General features: G+C 32.9%; 20 protein-coding genes. 15 read left to right on the top strand and 5 right to left on the bottom strand.

Features of this window, described 5'->3' with window-relative positions; all coding sequences use genetic code 11:
• Positions 1–56: 56 nt before the first annotated feature.
• The 14 genes from hemW (at position 57) to QO182_RS03155 (ending at position 11,168) form a co-directional block, all read left to right on the top strand.
• Positions 57–1,205 (top strand): radical SAM family heme chaperone HemW, encoded by a 1,149-nt coding sequence (gene hemW, locus QO182_RS03220; RefSeq protein ID WP_371559905.1) that lies wholly within the window; start codon positions 57–59, stop codon positions 1,203–1,205.
• Positions 1,160–1,270: a hypothetical protein gene (locus tag QO182_RS03215; protein WP_371559915.1), complete on the top strand. Its 111-nt coding sequence runs from the start codon at positions 1,160–1,162 to the stop codon at positions 1,268–1,270. Before hemW ends, QO182_RS03215 begins: the two co-directional genes overlap by 46 nt.
• 11 nt (positions 1,271–1,281) lie before the next feature.
• Positions 1,282–1,566, top strand: a complete 285-nt coding sequence (locus tag QO182_RS03210; protein WP_371559904.1) for a GIY-YIG nuclease family protein — start codon at positions 1,282–1,284, stop codon at positions 1,564–1,566.
• A gap of 40 nt (positions 1,567–1,606) precedes the next feature.
• Positions 1,607–2,383, top strand: a complete 777-nt coding sequence (locus QO182_RS03205) for a cyclase family protein (RefSeq protein ID WP_371559903.1) — start codon at positions 1,607–1,609, stop codon at positions 2,381–2,383.
• Positions 2,384–2,427: 44 nt separating this feature from the next.
• On the top strand, positions 2,428–2,793 hold the full coding sequence (locus QO182_RS03200) for an MmcQ/YjbR family DNA-binding protein (protein WP_371559902.1): 366 nt from the start codon (positions 2,428–2,430) through the stop codon (positions 2,791–2,793).
• A 119-nt stretch (positions 2,794–2,912) separates the two neighbouring features.
• Complete coding sequence (locus QO182_RS03195) at positions 2,913–3,326, top strand: response regulator (RefSeq protein WP_371541987.1); 414 nt, start codon at positions 2,913–2,915, stop codon at positions 3,324–3,326.
• Between the two features lie 3 nt (positions 3,327–3,329).
• Positions 3,330–3,872 (top strand): heme NO-binding domain-containing protein, encoded by a 543-nt coding sequence (locus QO182_RS03190; protein WP_371541984.1) that lies wholly within the window; start codon positions 3,330–3,332, stop codon positions 3,870–3,872.
• Positions 3,873–3,881: 9 nt separating this feature from the next.
• Positions 3,882–6,179 (top strand): PAS domain S-box protein, encoded by a 2,298-nt coding sequence (locus tag QO182_RS03185; RefSeq protein ID WP_371559901.1) that lies wholly within the window; start codon positions 3,882–3,884, stop codon positions 6,177–6,179.
• A 3-nt stretch (positions 6,180–6,182) separates the two neighbouring features.
• Entirely contained in the window at positions 6,183–7,316 is a 1,134-nt protein-coding gene (locus QO182_RS03180) for an FIST signal transduction protein (RefSeq protein ID WP_371559900.1), read from the top strand.
• A complete protein-coding gene (locus QO182_RS03175) occupies positions 7,316–8,353 on the top strand; it encodes an ATP-binding protein (RefSeq protein ID WP_371559899.1) in 1,038 nt (345 codons plus the stop codon). The genes QO182_RS03180 and QO182_RS03175 overlap by 1 nt, the downstream gene beginning before the upstream one ends.
• A complete protein-coding gene (locus tag QO182_RS03170; RefSeq protein ID WP_371559898.1) occupies positions 8,340–8,657 on the top strand; it encodes an Hpt domain-containing protein in 318 nt (105 codons plus the stop codon). The genes QO182_RS03175 and QO182_RS03170 overlap by 14 nt, the downstream gene beginning before the upstream one ends.
• 13 nt (positions 8,658–8,670) lie before the next feature.
• Positions 8,671–9,378: a LytR/AlgR family response regulator transcription factor gene (locus tag QO182_RS03165; RefSeq protein ID WP_371559897.1), complete on the top strand. Its 708-nt coding sequence runs from the start codon at positions 8,671–8,673 to the stop codon at positions 9,376–9,378.
• Positions 9,379–9,686: 308 nt separating this feature from the next.
• On the top strand, positions 9,687–10,043 hold the full coding sequence (locus QO182_RS03160; protein WP_371559896.1) for a hypothetical protein: 357 nt from the start codon (positions 9,687–9,689) through the stop codon (positions 10,041–10,043).
• Positions 10,044–10,457: 414 nt separating this feature from the next.
• Entirely contained in the window at positions 10,458–11,168 is a 711-nt protein-coding gene (locus QO182_RS03155; protein WP_371541967.1) for a PH domain-containing protein, read from the top strand.
• Between the two features lie 63 nt (positions 11,169–11,231).
• On the opposite strand, the gene QO182_RS03150 is transcribed toward QO182_RS03155, so the two are convergent.
• From QO182_RS03150 to QO182_RS03140, 3 genes are all read right to left on the bottom strand, one after another.
• On the bottom strand, positions 11,232–12,332 hold the full coding sequence (locus QO182_RS03150) for a DUF4407 domain-containing protein (RefSeq protein WP_371559895.1): 1,101 nt from the start codon (positions 12,330–12,332) through the stop codon (positions 11,232–11,234).
• A gap of 153 nt (positions 12,333–12,485) precedes the next feature.
• Complete coding sequence (pckA, locus tag QO182_RS03145) at positions 12,486–14,087, bottom strand: phosphoenolpyruvate carboxykinase (ATP) (protein ID WP_371559894.1); 1,602 nt, start codon at positions 14,085–14,087, stop codon at positions 12,486–12,488.
• Between the two features lie 83 nt (positions 14,088–14,170).
• The gene (locus QO182_RS03140) at positions 14,171–14,554 is read right to left on the bottom strand and encodes a DUF423 domain-containing protein (RefSeq protein WP_371559893.1); all 384 of its coding nucleotides are present in this window, start codon (positions 14,552–14,554) and stop codon (positions 14,171–14,173) included.
• A gap of 208 nt (positions 14,555–14,762) precedes the next feature.
• Here QO182_RS03140 and QO182_RS03135 point away from each other — a divergent pair, with 208 nt between their 5' ends.
• Positions 14,763–16,121, top strand: a complete 1,359-nt coding sequence (locus QO182_RS03135; RefSeq protein WP_371541957.1) for a saccharopine dehydrogenase family protein — start codon at positions 14,763–14,765, stop codon at positions 16,119–16,121.
• A 78-nt stretch (positions 16,122–16,199) separates the two neighbouring features.
• Here the strand turns inward: QO182_RS03135 and QO182_RS03130 are convergent, their stop codons facing one another.
• Together QO182_RS03130 and QO182_RS03125 are read right to left on the bottom strand one after the other, a co-directional pair.
• Positions 16,200–17,675, bottom strand: a complete 1,476-nt coding sequence (locus QO182_RS03130) for a M56 family metallopeptidase (RefSeq protein ID WP_371541955.1) — start codon at positions 17,673–17,675, stop codon at positions 16,200–16,202.
• Positions 17,672–18,046 (bottom strand): BlaI/MecI/CopY family transcriptional regulator, encoded by a 375-nt coding sequence (locus QO182_RS03125; protein WP_371559892.1) that lies wholly within the window; start codon positions 18,044–18,046, stop codon positions 17,672–17,674. Before QO182_RS03125 ends, QO182_RS03130 begins: the two co-directional genes overlap by 4 nt.
• Positions 18,047–18,052: the final 6 nt, after the last annotated feature.

Here is an 18,052-nt window from a genome sequence, read left to right as displayed (position 1 = left end):
ACTAATTGCTTACTCCAAACTGATTAATAAAATTACTGACCACCGAATACTACTAAATGAGCGGCATCTACATACACATACCATTCTGCAAGCAAGCTTGTCATTATTGCGACTTTCATTTTTCAACTTCAATGAAAAAGAAAGAGGAGATGGTTTTGGCTTTGGCCAAAGAAATTAAAATGCGCAAAAGTGAATCTGGACTTCTCGACTCCGCTCGAAGTGACATAGAAATTGAGACGATTTATTTTGGAGGAGGAACGCCCAGTGTATTGACTTCTGAAGAGATTGATTTTTTGATTGCGGCAGTTTATGAGAATTATAGCGTTGCAGAAAACCCAGAAATCACACTCGAAGCAAATCCGGATGATTTATCGAGTGAACGGATTTTGGAATTGTCGAAAAGTAAAATCAACAGATTGAGCATTGGGATTCAGTCTTTCTTTGAAGATGATTTACGAATGATGAATCGTGCGCATAATTCAGAGGAAGCGCAAAAATGTTTGCAAGAAGCGACTCGTTATTTTGATAATATTTCGATTGATTTGATTTATGGAGTTCCTGGAATGAGTAATGAAAAATGGAAACAGAATATCGAAAAGGCATTGTCTTTCGGGATTCCGCATATTTCCAGTTATGCTCTGACGGTGGAACCTAAAACAGCTTTGAAGAAATTAATTGATGCCGGAAAAATAGCAGAGCCAAATGACGAAGTAGCACAAGAACATTTTGTGATTCTGGTGGATATGCTTGAAGCAAATGGTTTTATTCATTACGAGCTATCCAATTTTGGTAAGGACAAGTATTTTTCCAAGAACAATTCGGGGTACTGGCTAGGAAAAAAATACATCGGAATAGGACCTTCGGCACACAGTTATGATGGGGTTTCTCGTTCTTGGAATATTGCTAACAATCCGTTATATATAAAATCCATCGATGCAGATAAACTGCCTAATGAGATTGAAATTCTTTCGGTGTCTGATCGCTATAATGAATATATTATGACAGGATTGCGCACGATTTGGGGAGTTTCTTTGGAGAGAATTGAATCGGAATTTGGTAAAACCTATTTGGATTATTTAATGAAACAAGCACAGAAATACTTGAATGACGATTTACTTTCGATAGAAAATGCTATTTTAAAACCTACTAAAAAAGGAAAATTTTTGACAGATGGTATAGCGTCGGATTTATTTATCCTGAACTAGTTTCAGGATCTAATGAACTAGTTTCAGGATCTAGTGAACTAGTTTCAGGAAAGAGTTTTTTTTAAATTATATATAGATGGAAAAAGGGTTTACATATATCTTGACTAATAAGAACCATACTGTTTTATATGTTGGCGCAACTAAAAATTTAAAAAAGAGAATTGATCATCATGTAAACGGCACGGGTGCGTTGTTTACAAAAAAGTACAATGCAACTATTCTGATTTATTTTGAAGAATTTTTACACTTCTCAAATGCCTTTGAAAGAGAAAAACAATTGAAGAATTGGCACAAAGATTGGAAATGGAACTTAGCAAAATTGTCAAATCCTGAATTAAAAGATTTATATTTGATGTTATAAAGGTATCTCGAGATGAGATACTGAAATAAATTCAGCATAAATGAAAACTACAATTCAACATAATAATATTACATTTCAAGTCGATTTATCAAAACCTATTGATATTTCGATTCCATTATCTAATACAAATGCAAACCCAATAGCTTGGTATATTGATAAACTAGTAATTGAACCCGTTAAGTTTGATGAATGGGTAGGGAAAGTTTCATCAGGAATGTCTTCTACTAATTTCAATAACATTCAATTCAACCCGCACGGTCACGGAACGCATACGGAATGCTTGGGTCATATTACCCATGATTTTTATAGTGTGAACCAAGCCCTAAAACAGTTTTTCTTTATTGCCGAATTAGTTTCGGTGGAATTAGAAGACCAAGAACATGACTTTGTAATTACGAAAGAGGCGATAGAGAATGCTTTAAATGGCAAAAAACCGGAAGCAATTGTCATTAGAACCTTGCCCAATGATGCCGACAAAGTTTCTAGGAAATATTCTCATACTGATCCACCGTTCCTAGCGGAAGAAGCTGCGCTATTTCTTCGCGAAAGCGGAATAAAGCATTTGCTGATTGACTTACCAAGTGTAGATAAGGAAAAAGATGAAGGAAAGCTGTTGGCTCACAAAGCCTTTTGGAATGTGACGGACGTTAAAAACTTGAATGAAGATGCCAGATTAGATTGTACGATTACCGAAATGATTTTTGTTGCTGATAATGTAAAAGACGGAAGCTATCTGTTGAATTTACAAATAGCGTCTTTTGAGAATGATGCCAGTCCAAGTAAGCCAGTTTTGTACTCTATTTTAGAGGTTAAATAATTAATTTATAATTCAACATTTATAATTTATAATTATTTTTAAAGATGAATTTAGAAAGCTTTTATGAATATTGCCTTTCCAAAAAAGGGGTGACGGAGCATTTTCCATTTGATGAAGATACTTTGGTATTTAAAGTGGGGGGAAAAATGTTTGCCTTATCTTCGTTAAGTCAATGGGAGAAAGGCGATCCTGCAGTTAATTTGAAATGCGATCCAGAACGCGCACAGGAATTGCGTGCACAATATGATGACATAAAGCCAGGTTGGCATATGAGTAAAACGCATTGGAATACGGTAGCCATAAATAAAGAGGTTCCGGATACTTTAGTGAAAGAATTGATTGACCATTCTTATGAATTGGTCTACAAAAGTTTAACTAAGAAAATACAAGAAGAAATCCTGAAAAATTAATACCATTCGTCGACACTTTAATGCTATTCGTGGATAGTATTATTATGATTACCGAAATTTAAATTTTTAACGTTAGAATCATATTATTTTTAAAATGGAAAAATTTTATATAAAAACAAATGGCTAGATCACTGAATATATTATTAATTGAAGATGATGCAATTGAAGTTATGAAATTCAATAGGGTTTTAAGTTCGATGGATTTAAAACACAAAATTATTGAAGCAAATAATGGTGAAGAAGCATTAACTATATTAAAGGTTAAAGAAATCATACCTGATATTATAATATTGGATTTAAATATGCCGAAAATCAATGGAATTGAGTTTTTAGGGATATTAAAAGAAGATGATTATTTAAAATATATTCCATCAGTAATTTTAACAACATCTAATAATCGTGTTGATGTTATGGAATGCTACAGAATAGGTATTGCGGGTTATTTGTTGAAACCTCTTAAGTACGATGACTATGTAGATCGTATAAAAAAATTAATAGAATATTGGAGCTGTAACGAATTAATATCCCAATAAGAAATGTACGGAATTGTAAATAAAGCAATAGAAGAGTTAGTTACGGCTAATTTTGGTGAGGAAAAATGGGAGGCTATTAGACTTAGAAGCGGAATAGATATTGATTTTTTTATAAGCAGTGAAGCGTATGATGACGATATCACTTTTAAGTTGGCAATAGCTGTTTCTGAAGAAATGGGAATGACATTAAGTGCCGTATTGATAGCATTTGGTGAATGGTGGGTCTTGAAAACAACCAAAGAAAAATATGGTGGTTTAATGGAAGCTGGCGGAAACGATTTGAGAGAATTTTTAATAAACTTACCACTGTTTCATAATCGTGTAATGCTAATTTACCCTAAATTAACTCCTCCCGAATTTAAAGTCAGTGATATCACTGAAAACAGTATTAATTTACATTATTTGTCAAAAAGGGAAGGACTTCAGGATTTTGTTAGAGGTTTGATTCAAGGATTAGGAATAATGTATAATACCCCCGTGGCTATTAATTTAATCCAAACTCGAGATGAGGGTAGCTCGCATGAAGTTTTTAATATAATCTGGTAAATAAATAGGATGAAAAATTTAGAGTTTAATTTTGATGAAGATAGCTTTAACAAGCTATTCCCTTTTTATATTCTAATAGATTCTGATTTAAAAATAAAGGGGTTTGGTAAAAGTTTAGCTAAGGCTTTACCGCTAATTAAGCTCAATGATGATTTTGCGGCATCTTTTAGGGTTAAAAGACCACATATTGAAAGTGACACTTTTGAAAATATAGTTTCTGTTTTTAATCAATTGGTTCTTATAGGAACAACCTCTGAAGATGTTGATTTAAGAGGCCAATTTCAGGAATATAATGGATCTATTTTATTTGTAGGTTCCCCCTGGTTTGTCTCGATGGACCAAGTGCGAGAAAAAAAATTAACACTACACGATTTTGCTTTCCACGACCCTTTATTAGATTTACTCCATGTGCTAAAGACACAAGAAATCACCACGCAAGAATTAAAAGAGCTATTAGTTAAAATTAACAATCAAAAGAAAGCATTAGATAGGGATCAAGAGGAATTGAATAGGCTTTCATTAGTTGCAAGTGCTAATGGAAATGGAGTTCTTTTCACTAAGCCAAACGGTGAAATCATTTGGTGTAATGATGCTTATTTAAAATTGACTGGTTTTTCAAAAGAAGAAGTGATTGGAAATACGCCTATTAACTTAGGGAAATGTGATGAAACTACTGAGGAGGAGTTGCTAAAAATGACAGTGCCATTCGTAAATGGAGAACCATTTAATGTAGAGCATCTTCATCGTCGAAAAGACAATAAAAACTTTTGGGTTAGAACAAAAGGGCAGCCTATTTTAGACTCAGATGGAGAGGTGATACAATACTTTGCCATGATTGAAGATGTAACTGAAGACAAGAAGCACGAGGAAATATTACGAATCGAGAAAGAAAAATATAGCAATATTATTGCCAATATGAATTTAGGGTTGATTGAAGTTGATGAAGACGAAAGGATTGTTTTAGCAAATAATAGTTTTTGTAATTTAAGCGGATATAGCTTAGAGGAGTTAATTGGTAAAAATGCATCTAGTTTACTTCTCACAGAAGACGGTAAGAAAGTCATAAAAGAAAAAAACGAACTCAGAGTTAAAGGAATTACAGATTCGTATGAAATTCAAATAAAGAATAAAAAAGGAGAACTACGTCATTGGTTAGTTAGTGGCGCACCAAATTATGATATAAATGGTATAGTGACTGGTTCTATAGGTATTCATTTAGATATAACAGAACAGAAAGCACAAGAAGAAAGTTTATATTTACTATCCTTAATTGCTGAAAAGAATATTAATTCAGTTGTGATTAGTGATGTCGAGGGCAGGATAGAATGGGTTAACTCTAGTTTTGAAAAAATGTCTGGCTATTCTAAAGAGGAATTAGTTGGAAAAAAACCGGGGCATTTATTGCAAGGCCAAGAAACAAATCCTGAAACTGTTGAATATTTAAAAACTCAAATTAGTAAAGGCCTACCTTTTGCTTGTGAAATTATAAATTACTCGAAAGCAGGAGACAAATATTGGGTAAAGATTCAAGGACAAGCTTTGTATAGTAAAAAAGGAGAAATTGTTCGGTTTTTTGCGATTCAAGAAAATATTTCCAGCAAGAAAACATTAGAAAATCAACGAGAAGAATTAGTAGCGAGCTTAGCGAAAACAAATAAAGAACTTGAAGATTATGCCCAAATAGTTTCTCATGATTTAAAATCACCACTACGTAGTATACATTCTTTAATTTCTTGGATTAAAGAGGACAATGACAAAGCCTTTAGCGCGCAAACTTTGAAATATTTTTCAATGATGGAAAATAAAGTAGAGAAAATGGATCGTTTAATAGAAGGGATCTTAACGTATTCTAAAATTGATAAAGAGAATATAGCTGTAGAAAAGGTTAATACTCAGTTAATCATTCAGAGTATAATTGAGATTATTCATATTCCAAAACACATTACAGTTACTATAAAAAATACGTTGCCAATAATTAATGCAGATCGCTATAGAATTCAACAGCTGTTTCAAAACATAATTGGGAATGCTGTAAATTATATCGAAAGAGAAGTTGGTTTAGTTGAAATTTCTTCAGAAGAGTTTGATACTTATTATGTTTTTGCTGTAAAAGATAATGGAGTTGGAATTGCAGAGAAAAACTACGAGAAAATATTTAATACTTTTCAATCCTATACCACAAGCGAGCATTCAACAGGTTTGGGTTTATCAATAGTTAAGAAAGTTATTGAAACTTATAAGGGTAAAATATGGATTGAAAGTGAAGAAGGAGTGGGAACTACCTTTTTTATAAAACTTAATAAATAAATTATGAAAATTATTCAGGCCTCCAAAATTGGAAATCAAAACTGGAAGTATTTTCAAGAAAAAATAGAATTGAAAAATCCTTTGGTATTGGTTTTTGGGAATCGATTGTTACTAGAGAATGAAGAAGTCATAAAAAACATTCGTCAAGAATTCCCTTATGAGCATATTGTTTTTGGGTCAACTGCCGGGGAAATACTATGTTGTAATGTAAACGACAATTCTATTTCTGTTACTGCAATCGAATTAGAAAGAAGTTCTTTTATTGTAGAAAGAGAAAATATTCTAGACTACGATAAAAATGCCGAAAAATTAGGAGCAGCTCTTTATAATAAAATCCCAAAAGAAAATTTGAAACATTTATTTGTTTTATCTGAGGGGAGTTTTGTAAACGGAAGTTCCTTAATAAACGGATTAGAGGATGAAATAGATTCGGCAGTTTCAATTACTGGTGGGATGTGTGGAGATGACCCTCGATTTGAAAAAACAGTAGCTTCTTATAAAGCGAATCCAAAAGAAGGAGAAGTTATTTTAATTGGATTTTATGGTGAAACTCTGGAAGTTTCTTTTGCTAGCTTTGGCGGTTGGATTCCTTTTGGACCAGAACGAATAATAACAAAATCGGAAGCTAATATTCTGTATGAAGTTGATGGGCAACCTGCACTTGACTTGTATAAAAAATACCTGGGTGATAAAGCGGAAGAATTACCACAAGCCTCTTTATTATATCCTTTGAATGTGACGCCAGAGGGCAAAAAAGAGCCAGTTGTACGTACTATATTAAAAATTAATAATGAGGATCATTCGATGACTTTAGCGGGTGATGTTCCAGTGAATTCAAAAGTTCAGTTAATGATGGCATCCGTTGATGGTATTGCCGAAGGAGCTCACATGGCGGCAGAATATGCTATGAAAAACAGAGAAAAGGCGCCAGAAATTGCAATTCTAGTAAGTTGTATTGGTCGGAAATTAGTGATGAATCAAAGGGTAGAAGAAGAAGTTGAGGAAGTTAGAGATCGTATTGGAGAAAAAGTACCTATGACGGGATTTTACTCCTATGGAGAAATGGCCCCTTTTAACGGAAGTACTTCTTGTGAATTACACAATCAAACCATGACATTAACCTTAATAAGTGAATAATGAACCCATTACTAAAAAGGCAAATAGATAAAAAACTTAAAGGGGGACTGAATGATTTAGATCTGTTTCTTGAAGCGATTAATGATTCCTATGTTAATTTTGAAGATCAGATAGCATTATTGCAAAGAGCAATGAAAATTAGTTCTGATGAGCTTTTTGAAGCCAATCAAAAATTAAGAGATGAAGCTGAAAGTTTAAAAGAAGTAAATAGAAACCTTGAATTCATTCTTAATTCTATGAGTGTTGATGAATCAATTGCACCAAAATCAGATTCATTTAATTCGTCAGATTATATTAAAGATCAATCATTCGAGATTGTGAAAATTAATAAACAAAGGGAAGAATTACTATTGAGTCTTGAAAAACAAAATAAAGAGTTAAATGAGTATGCGCACATGGTTTCTCATGATTTGAAAGCGCCGTTGAGAAGCATTGACACCTTGATTAACTGGTTTATTGAAGATAATCAAGTAATGATGAATGAAGATAATACTAAGTCATTAAACTTAATTCTTTCTAATGTTGAAAAAATGGATTTGTTAATTAAAGGCATCCTAGATTATTCAGCAATCGAAAAACAAAAGGATGATGATAGAATTATTGATTTGAATATTTTAGTAGATGAAATTTTAAGGACGAATTCGATTCAAAATCATGTTGATATCCAAATTAAAAATGAACTACCTAAAATTTTCGGTAATGATTTTAGATTTAAACAATTATTTCAAAATCTAATTCAAAATGCTATAAAATACAATGACAAAGAAAATATAGAGATAGAAATAGGGAGCACTGAGAATGATAGTGAGTTTAGTTTTTATATAAAAGACAACGGGATTGGTATTCCAGGAGTGTATCAAAATAAAATATTTGATATGTTTTCAAAACTAGAAAACAATGATTCTTCCTCTGGTATTGGACTTGCGATAGTTAAAAAAATCATTAAGTTTTATAAAGGGAAAATTTGGCTAGAAAGCCAAGAGAATAAAGGAACAATTTTTTATTTCACAATAGCCAAAGAGAATGGAACAGCCTAATTTAAATTATATCAAGGAGCTCTCAGGGGATAACCTCGATTTTAAGAATAAAATAATAGGTATTCTTAAAAAAGAACTTCCAGATGAAATTGCATTATATACTGAAGAATATGCAAATGCCAATTATTTATTAGCGGCCCAATCTGTTCATAAATTAAAACATAAAATATCTGTACTTGGTTTAGAAAAAAGTTATTATATTGCTGAAGAATATGAAAATAACTTAAAAGATAACTCAACAGATTTGAATGCTGATTTTGAAAATATTTTAAAAAGCATGCAGGATTTCGTGAGTCATTTATGATACTTTTTGGCTTATGAATTGCATTATAATTGATGATGAAGAAATGGCAAGAGCAATTATTGCTCAATTCATTACAAATTACTCTGATATAAATATTGCAAGTCAATTTTCAAATGCACTACAGGCCATTAAATATTTAAATCAAAATGATGTTGATTTAATATTTTTGGATATCCATATGCCTGATTTCACAGGTTTTGATTTTATTCAAACGATTAAAAACCCTCCCAAGATAATTTTGGTTACTTCCGATAGAAACTTTGCTATTGAGGCATTCGAATATGAATGTATTGTAGATTATCTTGTAAAACCGATTACTGCAGATCGTTTTCAAAAAGCAGTTCAAAAAGCAAATGCATATCAAAGAACTGACAGTTTGAAAGAAAACGCTGCTGTTGCCGAGGACAATGTAAAGGAGTTTTATGTTAATATTGACCGCAGGTTGATCAAAATTGAGACTGCTTCCGTAAATATTGTTGAAGCCAAAGGAGATTATATTCATATAAAAACGGAGGGTAATAATTATATTGTTCATTCTACGCTTAAAAAAATAGAAGATAAATTACCCAAAGATTTATTCTTAAGAGTGCATCGTTCTTTTATAATCAACACCAAGAAAATTATTGACATTGAAGATAATAGTGTCTTAATTGGCAAAGACGTTATACCAGTAAGTCGAGCCAATAGGCCTGAGTTAATGAAAAGATTAAATCTTCTATAATCTGTTTGACAGTACATAAACTGCATTTCTACCTTTTAAGTTTCTCAAAGAAAATTAAAAAATAAAAGGGATTTAAATGCTGTTAGTATTGTTGCTAAAATAGTGAATTATCTACATGACAGTAATAATAGGTAATGACTTTTAATCAATTTTTTATTATAGGAGTAATCAAGGTTAATAAAAATGCACAACGGTATTGTTAATAGTAAAAAAACTACTTTTATTGGTAAATAGTGTAGTTCGTCGGTTATAATAGGCTTTTAAGCTATGTTTTGATATTTTTGGATCTGAAACTAAATTGTCAAAAAGTGGAAAGGAAATTACAAAACACAATGTCATTTGAAGTATCAGATGCTTTAGATGATCACGATGAATACTATCTGGTTTCTTTGAAGTGGTCTTTAATAAATGAACAGTACATTACTTTTGTCCGAAAAGAAGCTTTAGCTTATTGTTATGATTTGGATTGGGCTGGACCTATGACTAAATTTGATTTAGAAAAGAAAGTCCTAAATGATAAAACTGCAATTGTCCCACGATCAAAAATAAAATCCTTTTTAGTAAAAGTATACACAGATAATAAACAACGTTTTATGTTGCCTAATAGTAACGAGGTAAGGAAAATTATTGGTTTTGAAGATGCTGTTTTACAACTCGTTATTTAGATAAAACAATGTTGTTTCTTATTTCTTTATTTTATTAGGAGTGCTGATTCGTGCGTTCCAGTCTTCTGTTATATAGTATACATTACAGTCTTCTGTTGTAAGTTCAATATATGTACCAAGCAAATTTTATTTCAGGGGAAATCTAATTTCGTTGAAAGTAAACGCAGCCGCTGTAGTAGAAACGATATTACTTCGAGGTATAAAAAATAAATAGCAAATATTTTAATGAGGTCGTGCTTTATAAGTGTGGCCTCATTTTTTTTGGTTAATATTGTTGGTTCACAAAAGTTTAACTAAGAAAACACAAAATGAAATTGCAGAATAATAAAATTAGGTATTACTTTTGCTAAGGATTATTTAATGTGCTGAAATGACTTAGCATATTAGAAAAATCTGAAATAAATTCAGCTTACAATGAAAGACCAAATAAAGAAATTCTTAAACGAGGAACAAGACCCTAAAGCCATCGAAAAAATCACTTCAAAGCTGAATGATTTATTGATGAAAAATGAAGAAATAGGTTATATCGGAGTGCAGAAAAAACCGGCCCTTACCGTTTTTCCGGATAGCATTGTCATGACTAATAAAAGAATAGTCATTTGTCAGCCGAAAAATCTAGGTCTTTCCATGGATTTTACAGACTATACTTGGGATCAAATCGAAGGGACTTTTGTAAAGGAAAATATATTAGGGTCTGAATTTTCGTTTTCGACCAAGACAGATATGACCGTTTCGATTGATTATATTCCGAAAACGCAGGCTAGAAAAATGTATACTTTTGCAAAAGAGCAGATGGATATATTGAAAATAGGAACCGTTTTTAATAATGTAGTGGCTGAGGAAATCCAATTTGAAAACGTAGAATCAGCTGAAGAAATTGAAGAGATGGAAACGGAAGAAGTGACTAGTTTCAGCGAATTAATGCCTGTCACTCCGCCACCTTTACCTTATCAAAACGATGTTTTTGAGAGTCCTTCTGAAAACGCCAAAGAAAATGGATTAGCAGCTTTGTCTCAAGATGAGTTGTTTGAGAAATTACAGAATTATAAAAAATTACTAGACAATGGTTTAATTCTTCAAGGAGAATATGACGCCTATAAAAAAGAGATTTTAAGCTTTATGTAATGTAGCTTATAAACAAAGTAAAAAGGTCGAATGATAGGTATTATCATTTGACCTTTTTTAGTATTATAAAGTTCTCTTCTGTTTTTCTACAAAATTAGTAGCTTGTAATTCCAGTAACTCCGTTGCTTTTTTTCTTTGCAAGTTATATAGGTTTTTATCTTGTGCAATGTCTTCATATACTTTATCATGCATCATGGCGCTTGTTTTGACTAATAAATTGCGCTGGTATTTGTCTTGCTCTAATGTTGCTTTTAAGGCCGTTTCTAAATCTTCCAGTTTAAAATCGTATTCCCCTTTTGGAGAAAGTAATTTTGCAATAATAGGAGACGTTTCAATAGCTAAAAATAAGAGCATGATAAATAATGAGGGAAGTGAAGGTAATTTGTTTAAAGCGTTTATACGAGCCATTAAACCATCAAATCCATCGATTATAGGTCGTGTTTCTGTTACTTTTTTATCAAGGTCGGCTTGGAGTAAACTTGATTGCTGTTCTTTTTCAGCAATTTTTGCCAAGTTGTTTTTTCGAATAGTATCCAGCTGTGCGGACGCAAGATTATGCTTGGCTATTTTCTCTTCAAAAACAGGGCCTTTACCAAGCTTCAATGTGCCTTTTGTTCCTTCTGCTTCTGCTATATAGGTTTCGTACAAGGTGTTGACTTCTTTTTCTTTTTTTGAAATATCCGCTTTTAAATCTGCAATTTCGGCCTTGTTTTTGTCTAAATCGGATTTGAAGTAGTCAGCCACTTCTTTTTTATTCTCAAGCGCCATTGCGTTTTTCTCTTTCAATAAAACGGTATTGATTTCTTTCTCAAAAATTTTAATTTCTAAGGGCTTCGATATTACGATTGCAATGATAATGGCAAGAATAATTCTGGGAGTTGCTTGTAGAAATTCACTTCCGAATTTATCTCTTTTTCGAATGGTAGAAACAATGAATCGGTCCAGATTAAAGATGAGTAAACTCCAGACTAATCCAAAAAGGAGGGCGGGGTAAACGCTGTCGAAAACAGTAAATAAAGCATAAGAACTGGCAATAAAAGCCATAACTGCGGTAAAGAAAACGGTGGCGCCAATACCTGCGTATTTGGTTTGTTCTCCTTGGGAACAGCCTTCCAGGATCTCGTTGTCAGCACCTGAACAGAGGATGAAGAATTGTTTTAACATGATTGATTTTTTTGATTGATTGATGATTGCAAATTTAAGACCAAAAAATCAATAATGTTGTAAAACCCTCATTTGTTTTGGTTAGGGGTTTCTTGAAATCAAAAAGAGCTGTTCGAAGGGAACAGCTCTTTTCTTTTTTGAATTATAATTAACTTATGCATTTGGTGCTCCTGCCATAATTTCGGCACTGGCAAACTCTTCAAATTTGGCAAAATTAGCATTGAATTTCTTTCCTAATTCTATTGCTTTTTGATCGTATAAATCTTTGTCTTCCCAAGTGTTTCTAGGATTTAATATTTCGCTAGGTACTTCAGGGCAGCTTTGCGGAATAGCAATTCCAAAGACAATATGATTTTTATATTCTACTGTATCTAGTTCCCCGTTTAAAGCAGCGGTTATCATAGCACGAGTGTATTTTAATTTCATTCGGGTACCTGTTCCATAAGCTCCACCGGTCCATCCTGTGTTGATTAACCATACTTTTACATCCACTTCTTGGATTTTTTTACTCAACATTTCAGCATATGTTGTTGGGTGAAGAGGCATAAATGGCGCTCCAAAACAAGCAGAGAAATTAGGTTGAGGTTCTGTTACTCCAGCTTCTGTTCCAGCAACTTTTGCAGTATAACCAGAGATAAAGTGGTAAGCTGCTTGTCCCGGCGTTAATCTGGAAATAGGAGGTAGAATTCCAAAAGAATCTGCGGTTAAGAAAAATATGTTTTTAGGATTTTTTCCAATAGAACCTGGTTGGATGTTATCAATATGAAATATCGGGTAGCTTACTCTTGTATTTGGTGTGATAGAAACATCTTCGAAGTCAACTTCATTTGTTCCTTTTTTGAACCCTACATTTTCTAAAATCGCTCCTTTTTTAATGGCTCTAAAAATATCTGGTTCATTTTCTTCAGAAAGATTCACCACTTTAGCATAGCATCCGCCTTCAAAGTTGAATACAGTATTTTCACTAGTCCATCCATGTTCATCGTCTCCAATCAGTTTTCTTTTTGGATCTGCTGATAAGGTAGTTTTACCAGTTCCTGATAAACCAAAGAAAATGGCTGTGTCTTCTTTGTCACCTACATTGGCGCTACAATGCATAGGCAATGAATTCTTGTTTACAGGCAAGATGAAATTTAAGGCAGAAAAAATTCCTTTTTTCATTTCACCAGTATAACCGGTTCCTCCAATAAGAACTACTTTTCTTGTGAAATCCAAGATGGCAAAATTGCTTTGACGTGTACCGTCAATTGCAGGGTCTGCCATGAAACTTGGAACACATACTAAAGTCCATTCTGGTGTGAAGTTTTCAAGTTCATCTTCGTTTGGTCTCAAAAACATATTGTAACAAAATAAATTTGCCCAAGGAGTTTCAGTAACTACGCGAACATTTAATCTGTAATTAGGGTCGGCACATACATAAGAATCCCTAACGAATACTTCTTTGTTTGATAAGTAAGAAGTTACTTTTTTGTACAGTTTTTCAAAAGCTGTAGGGTCAAAGGGAATGTTCACTTTTCCCCACCAAACTTGGTTCTCTGTAATGCTGTCTTTAACGATAAATCGATCCAAAGGCGAGCGTCCTGTGTATTCTCCTGTATTCACGGCTAAAGCACCAGTCGAAGTTTCGATTCCTTGGCCTGACGCGATGGTCATGTCATGTAATTCGTTGGCTGATAATTGATAATGAATCTTTGCGTTTTCGATTCCTAAGTCATTTAGCGCAATCGATTTCGTAAACGGTGTGTTATTATTCATAAAATTATGTATTGGGTAGTTAAATTATTCGAATACAAAAGTAGAGCTAATATTTTAGATACGATTTAATTATCTAATTTTTGTTAGTTTTTCTTCATAAATTTTGTAAATAACACGCCCCAAGCCACTATTAATAGGAGTCCACCGATAGGAGTTACAAAACCAATAACTTTAAAATCAAAAGAAGTTAGGGTGTTTGTGGCTAATAAATAGATAGATCCAGAAAATAAAACGATACCAAAAACGACTAAATAATAGATAGTTTTCTTCGCTTTTTCGCTTAGGTCAGTTAATATTCCAATAAAGATTAAAAACAACGCATGGTACATTTGATATCGGACTCCTGTTTCAAAAGTTATAAGCTGTTCAGGTAGTAACACATTTTTTAGGGCATGTGCTCCAAACGCACCTAATATTATTGCTATCATACCAAAAAGAGCTCCTGTTGCAATTAATTTCTTATTCATTTTTCTGTGGTTTTATTCTCTGTAAAAGTATTCCTTATCGAGTGAATATAAAAGAGTTTTTGTTGATTATGTTTAGACTTTATCAAGGTCTAAAAATTAAAAACAGATCAATTTGTTTATTAAGTTGTGAACAGCTCGTCGTTTTTAACAAGGACTATTTGTTATAAATACAACAATTATATATATTTGTGTTATATTTATATAACATATGAGAACCATTTTAATTATAGGTGCAGGTAGATCAGCATCCTCGTTGATACAATATCTTTTAAATAAATCAGAAAAGGAGAACCTACATCTTGTTATTGGTGATCTGTCATTGGCTTTAGCCCAAAAGAAAACAAACAATCATCCCAATGCTACTGCAATAGCCTTAGATATTTTTGATACTAGTCAGAGAAAAGAAGCTATAGAAAAGGCAGATATCGTTATCTCGATGTTACCAGCTCATTTGCATATTGAAGTAGCTAGAGATTGCGTCGTTTATAAAAAGAACTTGGTTACTGCTTCTTATGTTAGTGATGCTATGCAGGAACTCGATGAAGCAGTAAAGGAAAATAATTTGATCTTCATGAATGAAATTGGGCTTGATCCAGGGGTTGATCATATGAGTGCCATGAAGATTATTGATGAAATCAGGGATAAAGAAGGGAAGATGCTTTTGTTTGAATCTTTTTGCGGCGGACTAGTCGCTCCTGAGTCTGATACAAATTTGTGGAATTATAAGTTCACATGGGCGCCCCGCAATGTTGTACTTGCCGGACAGGGTGGCGCAGCTAAATTTATTCAAGAGGGAACTTATAAATATATCCCCTATTGTAATTTATTTAGAAGAACAGAATTCTTACAAGTGGAGGGATATGGTCGATTTGAAGCCTATTCTAACAGAGATTCTTTAAAATATAGAAGTGTTTATGGTTTAGATGATGTACTAACCTTATATCGAGGTACTATTCGTCGTGTTGGATTTTCAAAAGCTTGGAATATGTTTGTTCAACTGGGAATGACGGATGAAAGCTATGTGATGGAAGATTGTGAAAACATGAGTTACCGACAATTTGTAAACTCATTCTTGCCTTACCATCCTACAGATTCAGTAGAAATTAAGACACGATTGATTCTAAAAATTGATCAGGATGATATTATGTGGGATAAGCTTTTGGAATTGGATTTATTCAATAGCAAAAAAATAGTGGGTCTTAAAAAAGGCACGCCGGCACAAATACTGGAAAAAATTTTAAGTGATAAGTGGACATTAGAATCAGACGATAAGGATATGATCGTGATGTATCATAAATTCGGATACGAGTTAGATGGTGTAAAGAAACAAATCGATTCTAAAATGGTTTGCATTGGCGAAGACCAAACTTATACAGCGATGGCTAAGACCGTTGGATTGCCAGTTGCCATGGCGACTTTACTAATACTGAACGGAAAGATAACCACTCCCGGAGTACAATTACCTATACGAAAAGAAGTGTATTTACCTATTTTGAAAGAATTAGAGGAATATGGAGTTGTTTTTAAAGAACAAATGATGCCGTATTTAGGGTATAAACCTGATTGAGAATTTAGTTAGCCCTTTTTTAGATTTTGTAGTAAGATAAATCCGCCTCTAGTAGAAGCGGATTTATTGTTTTAAAAACTATTTTGCAGTTTGAACAGTAATAGGTAAGCTGTACATAGTTCGAACGGGTTCTTCATTTATTTTACCGGGGATCCATTTAGGGGATAGTTTTAAAACTCGAACTGCCTCTTCGCCAGTTCCATGCCCTATGTCTCTTAGGATTCTAAAATCGGTTAAAGAGCCGTCTTTTTCAACAGTAAAAGTTACGTATACTTTTCCTTTTAATTTGTTTTCATAAGCTTCGTTTGAAATTGTAAAATTTTCGCCAACAAATTTATAGAAACTCTCCATTCCTCCAGGATATGCTGGTTTTTCCGTTAACCCAGTTGTACTGTAGACTGCATTTTCATCTTCGTCTTTTACTTTAATATTCTTTGGGTCGTACGGATCTATAACAAATGTTTCTGGCCCCCCTTCTTTCATTACTCGATCAACTTCGCTGTTAGTCAAAGGTTTGTTTTTGTTGTAAATAAATGGAGGAACTAGGTTTTTTTCTTTAGTTGTTAAATCTGCGTATTTTTTATCGGCAACAACTTTTCCGTTTTCATCTTTAACCTTAAATGTAGTTTTGTCGTAGTAGTTTTTAAATAAAGTAGATTTGTTTGTAGCGGTACTTTCCTCTTTTTTGTTACTTTCTTGTGCTACTACTTTTGTGCATAATGAAAATAGAAGTCCAGTCATTAAAGGAATAATAAGTCCCTTTTTAAATAATGCTGTTGTTGTCGATGTGGTTTTTGTCATCATAATTAATCGTTTTTTAGTTACTGAATAGTTTAAATTACTGGCCAAGTAATAGGTTGGGTTCGCGTTTGCCTTAGAAATTAATAGGTTCTGGTAAAACGGAACATCGTTATGTGATTTTACGACTTTCTCATCAGCAAGAAATTCGTGATTGAGTTGGATCGCTTTTTTATAGAAAATAAATATAGGGTTAAACCAAAAGAATACTTTCAGAGTTTCAATGAGTAATATGTCTAGTGTATGTCTTTGGGTTACGTGTATTAACTCGTGTGTGTACAGTTCAGCTTCAATTTTTCGATTGTGATAATCATCTTGATTGATGAAGATTTTATTCAAGAATGTGTACGGCAATGTTGCTTCTTTTAGCAAAATTAATTGAGAATTTTTATAAGTAATTGCTTCGCTGGATTTTGCTTTCACGTTCAATTTTATAATGTTTCTGATAAACCGATATAGTAATATTGAGGTCACTGCAGTATAAATCGACCAGATTGAAATTAACCAATAATTTGTTGAGTCTTGCACAGCAGCTATAGTTTCTCCCTCGAGTTTTACAGTGTTTTGCGCAATTAATGGATTTGTGATTTCCTGAATTACTTCAAAAGTTATAAACGGAATCGTGAATGAAAACAATAAGCAGAACAATAGGTAAAACCTGTTGAATTGATGTATTTTTTCTTTCTCCAATACTAAATGGTACGCAACTAAAAGCACGAACAATGAAACTGTTGATTTGATTAAAAAGTCGTTCATTTTTTCTTTTTTTGAATGGCATTATCTACTATTTTTTTGAGCTCTTCTAATTCCTTTTCGGTGAGATTAGTTTCATTGGTAAAGAAAGAAGCAAACTGTGAAGCAGAATCGTTAAAGAAATCTTTTATCAGTCCGTTTACATGTTTAGAGAAATACGCTGTTTTTTTTACTAATGGATAGTATTCTCTAGAGTTGCCAAACTCAGTATAGGCTACAAATTCTTTGTCAATCATTCTTTTTAGCAAAGTGGCTACGGTAGTCGTCTTGGGTTTTGGTTCTGGAAATGCTTCGAGTAGGTCTTTCATAAATGCTCTCTCTAATTTCCAGAGGTGCTCCATTAGTTGTTCTTCGGCGTTTGTTAGCTGTTGCATTTTTAT

The organism is Flavobacterium sp. Arc2 (assembly GCF_041431385.1).
In the GTDB taxonomy this organism is placed as follows: domain Bacteria; phylum Bacteroidota; class Bacteroidia; order Flavobacteriales; family Flavobacteriaceae; genus Flavobacterium.
The sequence above is the reverse complement of the archived record's forward strand: the minus strand, read 5'-3'. Positions and strand labels throughout refer to the sequence as shown.

Bases quoted from the DNA above. Each gene is read 5' to 3' on its own strand.
- hemW (WP_371559905.1), top strand. From the start codon at position 57: ATGAGCGGCATCTACATACACATACCATTCTGCAAGCAAGCTTGTCAT.
- QO182_RS03210 (WP_371559904.1), top strand. From the start codon at position 1,282: ATGGAAAAAGGGTTTACATATATCTTGACTAATAAGAACCATACTGTT.
- QO182_RS03205 (WP_371559903.1), top strand. From the start codon at position 1,607: ATGAAAACTACAATTCAACATAATAATATTACATTTCAAGTCGATTTA.
- QO182_RS03200 (WP_371559902.1), top strand. From the start codon at position 2,428: ATGAATTTAGAAAGCTTTTATGAATATTGCCTTTCCAAAAAAGGGGTG.
- QO182_RS03195 (WP_371541987.1), top strand. From the start codon at position 2,913: ATGGCTAGATCACTGAATATATTATTAATTGAAGATGATGCAATTGAA.
- QO182_RS03190 (WP_371541984.1), top strand. From the start codon at position 3,330: ATGTACGGAATTGTAAATAAAGCAATAGAAGAGTTAGTTACGGCTAAT.
- QO182_RS03185 (WP_371559901.1), top strand. From the start codon at position 3,882: ATGAAAAATTTAGAGTTTAATTTTGATGAAGATAGCTTTAACAAGCTA.
- QO182_RS03180 (WP_371559900.1), top strand. From the start codon at position 6,183: ATGAAAATTATTCAGGCCTCCAAAATTGGAAATCAAAACTGGAAGTAT.
- QO182_RS03175 (WP_371559899.1), top strand. From the start codon at position 7,316: ATGAACCCATTACTAAAAAGGCAAATAGATAAAAAACTTAAAGGGGGA.
- QO182_RS03170 (WP_371559898.1), top strand. From the start codon at position 8,340: ATGGAACAGCCTAATTTAAATTATATCAAGGAGCTCTCAGGGGATAAC.
- QO182_RS03165 (WP_371559897.1), top strand. From the start codon at position 8,671: ATGAATTGCATTATAATTGATGATGAAGAAATGGCAAGAGCAATTATT.
- QO182_RS03155 (WP_371541967.1), top strand. From the start codon at position 10,458: ATGAAAGACCAAATAAAGAAATTCTTAAACGAGGAACAAGACCCTAAA.
- QO182_RS03150 (WP_371559895.1), bottom strand. From the start codon at position 12,332: ATGTTAAAACAATTCTTCATCCTCTGTTCAGGTGCTGACAACGAGATC.
- pckA (WP_371559894.1), bottom strand. From the start codon at position 14,087: ATGAATAATAACACACCGTTTACGAAATCGATTGCGCTAAATGACTTA.
- QO182_RS03140 (WP_371559893.1), bottom strand. From the start codon at position 14,554: ATGAATAAGAAATTAATTGCAACAGGAGCTCTTTTTGGTATGATAGCA.
- QO182_RS03135 (WP_371541957.1), top strand. From the start codon at position 14,763: ATGAGAACCATTTTAATTATAGGTGCAGGTAGATCAGCATCCTCGTTG.
- QO182_RS03130 (WP_371541955.1), bottom strand. From the start codon at position 17,675: ATGAACGACTTTTTAATCAAATCAACAGTTTCATTGTTCGTGCTTTTA.
- QO182_RS03125 (WP_371559892.1), bottom strand. From the start codon at position 18,046: ATGCAACAGCTAACAAACGCCGAAGAACAACTAATGGAGCACCTCTGG.